The 8,403-nt window shown below is 65.2% G+C and carries 7 protein-coding genes and 1 tRNA gene; 4 read left to right on the forward strand and 4 right to left on the reverse strand.

The features are described from left to right. The coding region (locus WAW85_RS16670) for an esterase/lipase family protein (protein WP_422560700.1) at positions 1–680 on the reverse strand (680 nt) is incomplete at its 3' end. 122 nt (positions 681–802) lie between these two features. Between WAW85_RS16670 and WAW85_RS16675 the strand changes: the two genes are divergently transcribed. Further along, a tRNA-Val gene (locus tag WAW85_RS16675) sits at positions 803–877 on the forward strand. 273 nt (positions 878–1,150) lie between these two features. Then, positions 1,151–1,963, forward strand: a complete 813-nt coding sequence (locus WAW85_RS16680; protein ID WP_422560701.1) for a maleylpyruvate isomerase family mycothiol-dependent enzyme — start codon at positions 1,151–1,153, stop codon at positions 1,961–1,963. A gap of 27 nt (positions 1,964–1,990) precedes the next feature. Here the strand turns inward: WAW85_RS16680 and WAW85_RS16685 are convergent, their stop codons facing one another. The 3 genes from WAW85_RS16685 to WAW85_RS16695 all read right to left on the reverse strand — a co-directional run bounded on the left by WAW85_RS16685 (position 1,991) and on the right by WAW85_RS16695 (position 3,542). Beyond that, positions 1,991–2,455 carry a peroxiredoxin gene (locus WAW85_RS16685; RefSeq protein ID WP_422560702.1) on the reverse strand — a complete coding sequence of 155 codons (465 nt, stop codon included), beginning with the start codon at positions 2,453–2,455 and terminating at the stop codon, positions 1,991–1,993. Continuing rightward, positions 2,455–2,868, reverse strand: coding sequence for a DUF3052 domain-containing protein (locus tag WAW85_RS16690; protein WP_422560703.1), 414 nt, complete (start codon positions 2,866–2,868; stop codon positions 2,455–2,457). The genes WAW85_RS16685 and WAW85_RS16690 overlap by 1 nt, the downstream gene beginning before the upstream one ends. 146 nt (positions 2,869–3,014) lie before the next feature. Beyond that, positions 3,015–3,542: a hypothetical protein gene (locus WAW85_RS16695; RefSeq protein ID WP_422560704.1), complete on the reverse strand. Its 528-nt coding sequence runs from the start codon at positions 3,540–3,542 to the stop codon at positions 3,015–3,017. A 145-nt stretch (positions 3,543–3,687) separates the two neighbouring features. On the opposite strand from WAW85_RS16695, the gene aceE reads away from it, so the two are divergent. Beyond that, positions 3,688–6,510, forward strand: coding sequence for a pyruvate dehydrogenase (acetyl-transferring), homodimeric type (gene aceE, locus WAW85_RS16700; RefSeq protein WP_422560705.1), 2,823 nt, complete (start codon positions 3,688–3,690; stop codon positions 6,508–6,510). Positions 6,511–6,841: 331 nt separating this feature from the next. Further along, positions 6,842–8,335 carry a serine/threonine protein kinase gene (locus WAW85_RS16705; RefSeq protein ID WP_422560706.1) on the forward strand — a complete coding sequence of 498 codons (1,494 nt, stop codon included), beginning with the start codon at positions 6,842–6,844 and terminating at the stop codon, positions 8,333–8,335. The last annotated feature ends 68 nt before the right edge of the window (positions 8,336–8,403 follow it).

Genomic DNA, 8,403 nt, shown 5'->3' on the forward strand with positions numbered 1-8,403 from the left:
GGCGTGGAGACCTCGTCGTGCCGGGTCACGATCATCAGATAAGAGATGCTCGGATGCTTTGGGCCCCAATTGTTTTCACCGGGCGCGCGGGCCGGCAGCCGGTCTGCGATGGAGCCGACTTTCGAGGTTCCTCTGTTCGACGGGCCTAGTCCGATCAGGTGCCGAACCTGCCCGGCACGGCCCGGTAGTTGGGTGAACAACTGCGCCACCGCGCTGCCCTGCGAGTAGCCGATCAGATCGATCTGGGCGGCGCCCGTCGCGCGCCGCACGCCGTCGACGAAGGCGGCGACTTGCTTGGCCGACTTCTCCCGCTGGCCGAGCCCGCCGACCTGTGCGCTCCAGCTGGTCTGGCCGTAGGTGAGGCTGTAGACGCAGTGGCCGCGGTTGGCCAGGGTGGGTGCGAGATACTGCCACGCCGACATCTGGTTCTGCGCGGTGCCATGCAACAGCACCACCGGCGGCGTGCCGCGGCTGCTGCGACAGCCCGGCACGTTCGACCCGGGTGGCGACATCTCGGCCGGTTGCATATCTCCGGTCACCGCGGCGACGCCCGCGTCGGTGACCACCGGATACGGCGGCGTCGCCGCGGCCGCACCGGCCGAAGAAATCGTCCCGGCTACCGCGAGCATCGCGGCGGTGGCGGCAGCACCGAACCGGACCCAGATCGTCGTTGATGTCATGCACGAATTATCCACCCGACCCGCCTGCGCGCGGCCCGAACCGGACCAGGTTTGGGACTGGCTCGCCCCGGACGGTATCTTTCACTGAGTCGACAGCGCACCACACACTGCGCCGTCGCCCGGCGCGTATAGCTCAGCGGTAGAGCACTGGTTTTACACACCAGCGGTCGTAGGTTCAATCCCTACTGCGCGCACCACGAACCGCTGCTCCGCAGAAACCTCGACGCGGACATTACGAACATCGCCCGACTCGTCAGCTACGTCGACCTCGACGCCTCCGATTACCTGCTCGCCAGCGAGGGCGCGACGTGCGTCGACCGTCAGCTGATCGCCTATCTCAACGGCGACTGCTATCTGTAGCGGTGACCCGTCGACACCAGAAACTGTGTCCGGCGCACCGCCGAGAATCACGGCGGTCACTGCGATGCGGGATTAGCGTTACGGGCACAGTCCCGCGCCAGGAGGTTCCGATGGTCACCCGCATTCCCCGTGAACCCGTAACCGATGCGCTGCGGGACGAGTGGTCCACGCTCGAGGCCGTCCTCGTCGAGCTGTCCGACGACCAGCTCGCCGCGCCGTCGATCCTCGACGGCTGGACGGTCAGCGACGTCTTCGCGCACATCGCCGGCACCGAGTGGATGCTGACCGGGCGGGAGGTCAACTCCACGCGCAACGTCGCCGACCTCCCCCACGTCCGCAACCCCATCGGCGAACTCAACGAGAACTGGCTCGACTTCTACCGCGCCCGCTCCCGCCAAGAATTGACCGACGACTTCCACGATGTAACCGCACAGCGACTCAACGCGTTGGAAGGCCTCACTGAGCAGCAGTGGGATGCCGAGGCGTTCACGCCGGTCGGCCCGGACAGTTTCGGACGCTTCATGCGGGTCCGGGTCTTCGACTCCTGGACGCACGAGATCGACATCCGCGACAGCCTCAATCTGGGCGTGCCGACTGACATTGTGCCGGCCACCGCGGCACGCAAAGAGATGGTGACCAACCTGCCGTACCTGATCGGCAAACGCGCGGCCGCCCCGGCGGGCACCACCGTCACCGTCGACTTCACCGGCCTCGCGCCGCGCGCCGTACACATCGCCGTCGACGACCGTGCCGCCGTGGTCCCGGCGATCGACGGTCCCGCCGATGTGACCCTGCGCGTCGACCTCGTCGACTATGCCCGACTGATCGGCGGCCGGACCACCGCAGATCCGAGCCGCGTGCAGATCGAGGGTGACACCGCGCTCGGCGAGCGGATCGTCGGCAATCTCCACTACCTAATCTGACCGCCGCCGAATCTGGACCGCCGAAAGCTACAGCGCGGCGAGCGCGGCGTCCCACGTTTCGGCGGTGCGCGCCTCACCTGGGCCGACCATCGCCGCGAACAGCACGGTGCCGTCGCGGTCGATCAGGAAGGTGCCGCGGTTGGGGACGCCGCGCTGGGCGTCGAAGACCCCGTAGTCCGACGCCACCTGACCGTGCGGCCAAAAGTCGGCGAGGATCGGGAACAGAAAGCCCTGGGCGGACGACCACACTTTGTGCGTCGGCGACGGCCCGACGGAGATCGCGACCGTATTCACCTCATCGTTCTCGAACTGCGGCAGGTTGTCCCGAATGTAACCGAGCTCGCCTTCGCAGGTGCCGGTGAAGGCGAGCGGGAAGAACACGACCAGCACGCGGCCCTTCTCGCGCAGTGCCGCGAGCGTCACTTCCTGATTGTTCTGGTCGCGCAGCGTGAAGTCCGGAGCACTGGCACCGACCGCAACGGGACCCGACATCAGCGTTTGCCGCGGGAACGCGATTCGAGTCGGGAACCCGACCAGTCGCCCAGATTGATCACCTTGGTCTGACTCAGGCCTGCGGTGGGTGCGGCCTCAGCGATCTCGCTGGGATCGACATACCCATCCTGACCGGTCTTCGGCGAGACGACCCACACGAAGCCCCCCTCGGCCAGTGGCGTAATCGCATCGACCAAAGCGTCTACCAGATCGCCGTCGTCGTCGCGCCACCACATCAGCACCGCGTCAACCACCTCGACTGTTTCCTCGTCGAGCATCTCGGCGTCGATCACGTCCTCGATGGCGACACGCAGGTCGTCGTCGGTGTCCTCGTCCCACCCGAGTTCCTGGATCGCCATTCCCTTGGCGAATCCGAGCTTGCCGACGTTGCTATCCTCCGTGGTGCCTACCACCGGTTGTGACCTCCTGGTTTGTGGTTCGAGATGACGCGGCACAGCCGCGTTCCCAGAGTCGAAATGTCGACCATATCGATAAGCCTAGAGGGTCCGTCCCCGCAACGCGCACGGGTTACCCACAGAAACGTGTCGAACGGCCCGCCTCAACTGATCCCCGTCGGCATGAATTCGCCACACGAATCGATCACCGTCGTGCGTTGCTCGCTCCACCGTTCCATCGCACTGTTGAGCGCAAGCTTGCGTCGCTGGCCGATCTGCTCGGACAGTTGCTCGCTCGCGGTGATGAAGTCCTGGACCTTTTGCTCAATATCCACCGGCACGGCCGGCGTGATCGCCTTGCGCATCTCCTCGACGCCGGTGTTCAACGTCTCGACCGCATAGCGGTCTTCCTTGTCGATCTTCGCGTAGTCCTGCGTCTGGTTCAGGCGCGCGATGAACGCGTTGTAGTCGCGAACCATCACCCCGGCCGAGGTGATCACCTGATGACACACCGCGATGGCGGCGTCGATGCCCGCGCGAGATTCAGTCGTGATGGTCGTGACCCCGACCGAAGAGTGCGTGGCCGACTGCTCTTGGGCGCCGCACGCGGCCAGCACTATCGCGCACACCGCAGCCAGCAACCCTGCCCGCATCAAACGATGCACGTCCCCTCCTCCCGTGCCGCCGCGCATGCAAACCACATGTTTGCACCCCCGAATGCGATGGCGACTGCTTCACATCCTGCCGCACAGTACCTGTGCGCCGCGGCTACGGGCAGGTGAACGGCGCGGTGAGAGTCTCGCCACATCGCTGCCAGTGGCTCACATTTGGGGCACGATGGAAGGCAGATCACATCCGGAAGACACGACACAGCTAGGTGGCAGCGTGACCGACCCGACCGAGGCCCATGCAGGACTTGCGACCAGCACCAATCGCGTGCAGGTCATCCGCGACGGCGTGGCGTCGTACCTCGCCGACTCGGACCCGACCGAAACCGACGAGTGGCTGGAATCGTTCGACGCCATGCTCGCCAACGCGGGCCCCGATCGCGCTCGCTACCTGATGCTCCGGATGCTCGAGCGCGCCGACGACGCCCGTGTCCAATTGCCGTCGCTCACCTCGACCGACTTCGTCAACACGATCCCGACCGACCTGGAACCGGAGTTCCCCGGCGATGAGGACATGGAACGACGATTCCGCGCCTACATCCGCTGGAACGCTGCGATCATGGTGCACCGGGCGCAGCGGCCAGGCATCGGCGTCGGCGGACACATCTCGACCTACGCGTCGTCGGCCTCGCTGTACGAGGTCGGCTTCAACCACTTCTTCCGCGGACTGGACCACCCCGGCGGTGGCGACCAGATATTTATCCAGGGCCACGGGTCGCCAGGCATCTACGCCAGAGCCTTCCTGGAGGGCCGGATCGACGCGAACCGGATGGACGGATTCCGCCAGGAGCACAGCCACGCCGGCCTCGGCGGCGGCCTGCCGTCGTACCCGCATCCGCGGCTGATGCCGGAGTTCTGGCAGTTCCCGACGGTATCGATGGGCCTGGGTCCGATGAATGCCATCTACCAGGCGCGATTCAACCGCTACCTGCACGACACCGGGATCACCGATACCAGCGAACAGCATGTGTGGGCGTTCCTCGGCGACGGCGAGATGGACGAGCCGGAATCACGTGGTCTGGCGCAGATCGCGTCGATCAACCACCTCGACAATCTCACCTTCGTCGTGAACTGCAACCTGCAGCGGCTCGACGGTCCGGTGCGCGGCAACGGCAAGATCATTCAGGAACTGGAGTCGTTCTTCCGCGGGGCCGGCTGGAACGTCATCAAGGTGGTGTGGGGCCGCGAGTGGGATTCGCTGCTGCACGCCGATCAGGACGGCGCGCTGGTGAACCTGATGAACAAGACCGCCGACGGCGACTACCAGACCTACCGCGCGAACGACGGCGCGTTTATCCGCGAGCACTTCTTCGGTCGCGACCCGCGCACCAAGGAACTCGTCAAAGACATGTCCGATCAGGACATCTGGCGTTTGAAGCGCGGCGGGCACGACTACCGCAAGATCTACGCCGCCTACAAGTCTGCGCTGGAGCACAAGGGCCAGCCGACAGTGATCCTGGCGCACACCATCAAGGGTTACACGCTGGGTAGCCACTTCGAGGGCCGCAATGCGACGCATCAGATGAAGAAGATGACGCTCGACGACCTCAAAGCGTTCCGCGACACCAACCACATCCCGATCACCGACGCGCAGCTCGAGGCCGACCCGTATCTGCCGCCGTACTACCACCCCGGCGCCGATTCGCCGGAGATCAAGTACATGCTGGAGCGCCGCAGCAGTCTCGGTGGTTTTCTCCCGCAGCGCCACCTCAACCACAAGGTGCTCACCGCGGACACGACCAAGGCCATCGGCGCGGTGTCGGCAGGTTCGGGCAATCAACAAGTAGCAACGACGATGGCACTGGTCCGTATCTTCAAGGAGTTGCTGCGCGACCCGCAGATCGGCAAGCGCATCGTGCCGATCATTCCCGACGAGGCCCGCACCTTCGGGATGGACTCGTGGTTCCCGACGCTGAAGATCTACAACCCGTCGGGGCAGCTGTACACCGCGGTCGACGCCGAACTCATGCTCGCCTACAAGGAGTCCGAGCAGGGCCGGATTCTGCACGAGGGCATCAATGAGGCCGGTTCCACCGCGAGTTTCACCGCCGTCGGCACGTCGTACGCGACGCACGGCGAGCCGATGATTCCGCTGTACATCTTCTATTCGATGTTCGGTTTCCAGCGCACCGGCGACAGTTTCTGGGCGGCTGCCGACCAGATGGCGCACGGCTTCGTGATCGGCGCGACGGCCGGCCGGACGACGCTGACGGGCGAGGGTTTGCAGCACGCCGACGGGCACTCGCATCTGCTGGCCGCCGCCAACCCGGGCGTCGTCGCCTACGACCCCGCGTTCGCCTATGAGCTGGCGCATCTGATCGACGACGGTCTGAAGCGAATGTATGGCCCCGATCCGGAGAAGATCTACTACTACATCACCGTCTACAACGAGCCAATCCATCAGCCCGCGCAGCCGGACAACCTGGACCTCGACGGCCTCCGCAAGGGCGCCTACCTGTACCGTCCGGCGCAGATCGAGGGCAGCCAGCGAGCGTCGATCCTGGTCTCGGGCATCACGATGAGCGACGGCCTGCTGGCCGCCGATCTGCTCGCCAAGGATTACGACGTCGCCGCCGACGTCTATTCAGTGACCTCGTGGACCGAGCCGGCCCGCGAAGGCATCGAGTGTGACAAGGCTGAGTTGCGCGAGGGCATTGTGCGCAAGCCGTGGCTCACCGACCTACTCGAGGAGGGCCACGGCCCGTTTGTGGCGGCCTCGGACTATCAGCGCGCCGTGCAGGAGCAGATCCGCCCCTACGTTCCGGGCACGTATCTGACGCTGGGCACCGACGGCTTCGGCTTCTCCGACACCCGTTCGGCGGCCCGCCGCGTGTTCAACGTCGACGCCGCCTCCATCGCCGTCGCCGTCCTGGTGGCCTTGGCCCGCGACGGCAAGATCGACCGCTCCGTAGCCACCGAGGCCGCAGCGAAGTACCAAATCACCGACGTGCACGCCGCCCCGGTCAGCACCGCCGACCCCGGCTCGGCCTAACCCCGGCGGGCTGAGCTCGTCCCCGCCGGCTGAGCCTGTCCCCGCCGGCTGAGCCTGTCGAAGCCTCCAGCCCACACTCTCGGTTCCGCCCTATACATGCGCCGTAGGGCGGAACCGAACCCATTGGCCGGAGCCCACTCTCGATGGTTGAGCCCGGCCGAACGAAGTGAGTGCCGGTGTCGACACCGCGCCCCGCTCACCGGCGACCCCGAAATCACCCGCTAGCCTGAACTGACTGCGCAGCGCATCACGGGGGGGCACCAGCATGGACCTGTCACCGGGCTCGACCTTCGCCGGCTACACCGTCGTCCGGCAGCTCGGCCGCGGCGGCATGGGTCAGGTCTATCTGGTCGAGAACCCCGCACTCCACCGCCTCGAAGCACTCAAGGTCCTCTCCACCGGAGCGGGTGCGGCCATGGATTTCGGCGAGCGGTTCGCTCGCGAGGCCCGCACCGCCGCCGGTCTGCAGCACCCGAACATCATCACCGTTCACGCCTATGGTGTCGAAGGCGGCGACCCGTGGTTCACCATGAGCTACCTCGACGGCGAAGACCTCTCCCAAGCTGACCTCACTGACGACGAGATCAGTGAGGTCGCGAAACAGACGGCCTCGGCGCTCGACTACGCCCACCACCGCGGCGTGATCCACCGGGACATCAAACCGGCCAACATCGTCATCACCCGTGACCACAACGGCGAGCTCGCCACCGTGACTGTCCTGGACTTCGGCATCGCCAAACTGGCGAATGCCACCGGGCTGACCGGCACTAACATGTTTATCGGCACGCTGGCCTACAGCGCCCCGGAGATGATCGAGGGCGAAGTTCCCACCGGCGCCGCGGACCAGTACTCACTCGCCTGCACACTGTACGAACTTTTCAGCGGTGAACCGCCGTTCGCTGCTGATTCACATGTCGCACTTATGCGAGCCCACCTCGACAAGCTGCCAGGACCCATCGGCGTCGTTGATCCGGATCTGCACTATTTGGACGCCCCATTCGCCCGGGCACTCTCCAAGAGCCCCACGGCCCGCTACGCCAGTTGCCAGGAATTCGCTCAACATCTTGACGCTCCTAACGAATCAAGAGCAGCCGCTGCTGAGCTGTACGCGCCAACCGAGCACACCGAAATCACGACCCCGCCCATCGAGAAAATGGGCCCGGCCAGCAATCCTGCAGCGAGACCGGATGAGCCAAGGCAGCTCATCGTCAGTCTTCCTCCGCTGGATGAACCCGACGCGGCACTTCAGAGAGCGTCCTCGCGACGACGCTCAGCAAAGGCAGTCCCAGCCAAGCCTGTATCCGCTCAGCGTTCCTCAAGACGAGCGAGCAGCCCAGCACCCCGCGGCGATCAGAAGGCGGCCGCTGGCATCGACCTGGGTTCAGTTGTAGCCTTGGCGGCTTTGATCGTCCTCGTTCTGGCGATCATCATCGGAATCTCACTTAAAGTTGGGGACGATACCGAATCGGCTTCGACGCTCCCGATTGACAATTCAGTCCCGGCGGCCGGCATCTTCGGTCGCTCTGCCACCACCAGCCAGGCCAAAGGCGACGGACTCCCGTACGGCGGCGGAGTCGTGAAGTGTGACCGCTGGCCAGACAACCCGACAGAGGAAGAAGTCGCACTGGGCCAGGCGGCCGGCGGGGGCGAGCGCGGCCTGCCTTACCGGACAAACATCGGTGACACTGTCATCCGCGGAGACAACCTGCACTTCGCGATCATCTCGATATGCATGGAAACCGACGCGACGCAAGAGCAGATCACTGACACTGCAACGGTGATCGCAAGGAACATCAGAGCCGACTCCCAGGGCAGGCGATTCTAGCTGGTGTCATCGTCGCGTGCAGCGGTACTGGACGTGCCTGGATTCACACCGCCAACACGATCGACCAC

Source organism: Gordonia sp. (in: high G+C Gram-positive bacteria) (assembly GCF_049299075.1).
Classification (GTDB): Bacteria; Actinomycetota; Actinomycetes; order Mycobacteriales; family Mycobacteriaceae; genus Gordonia.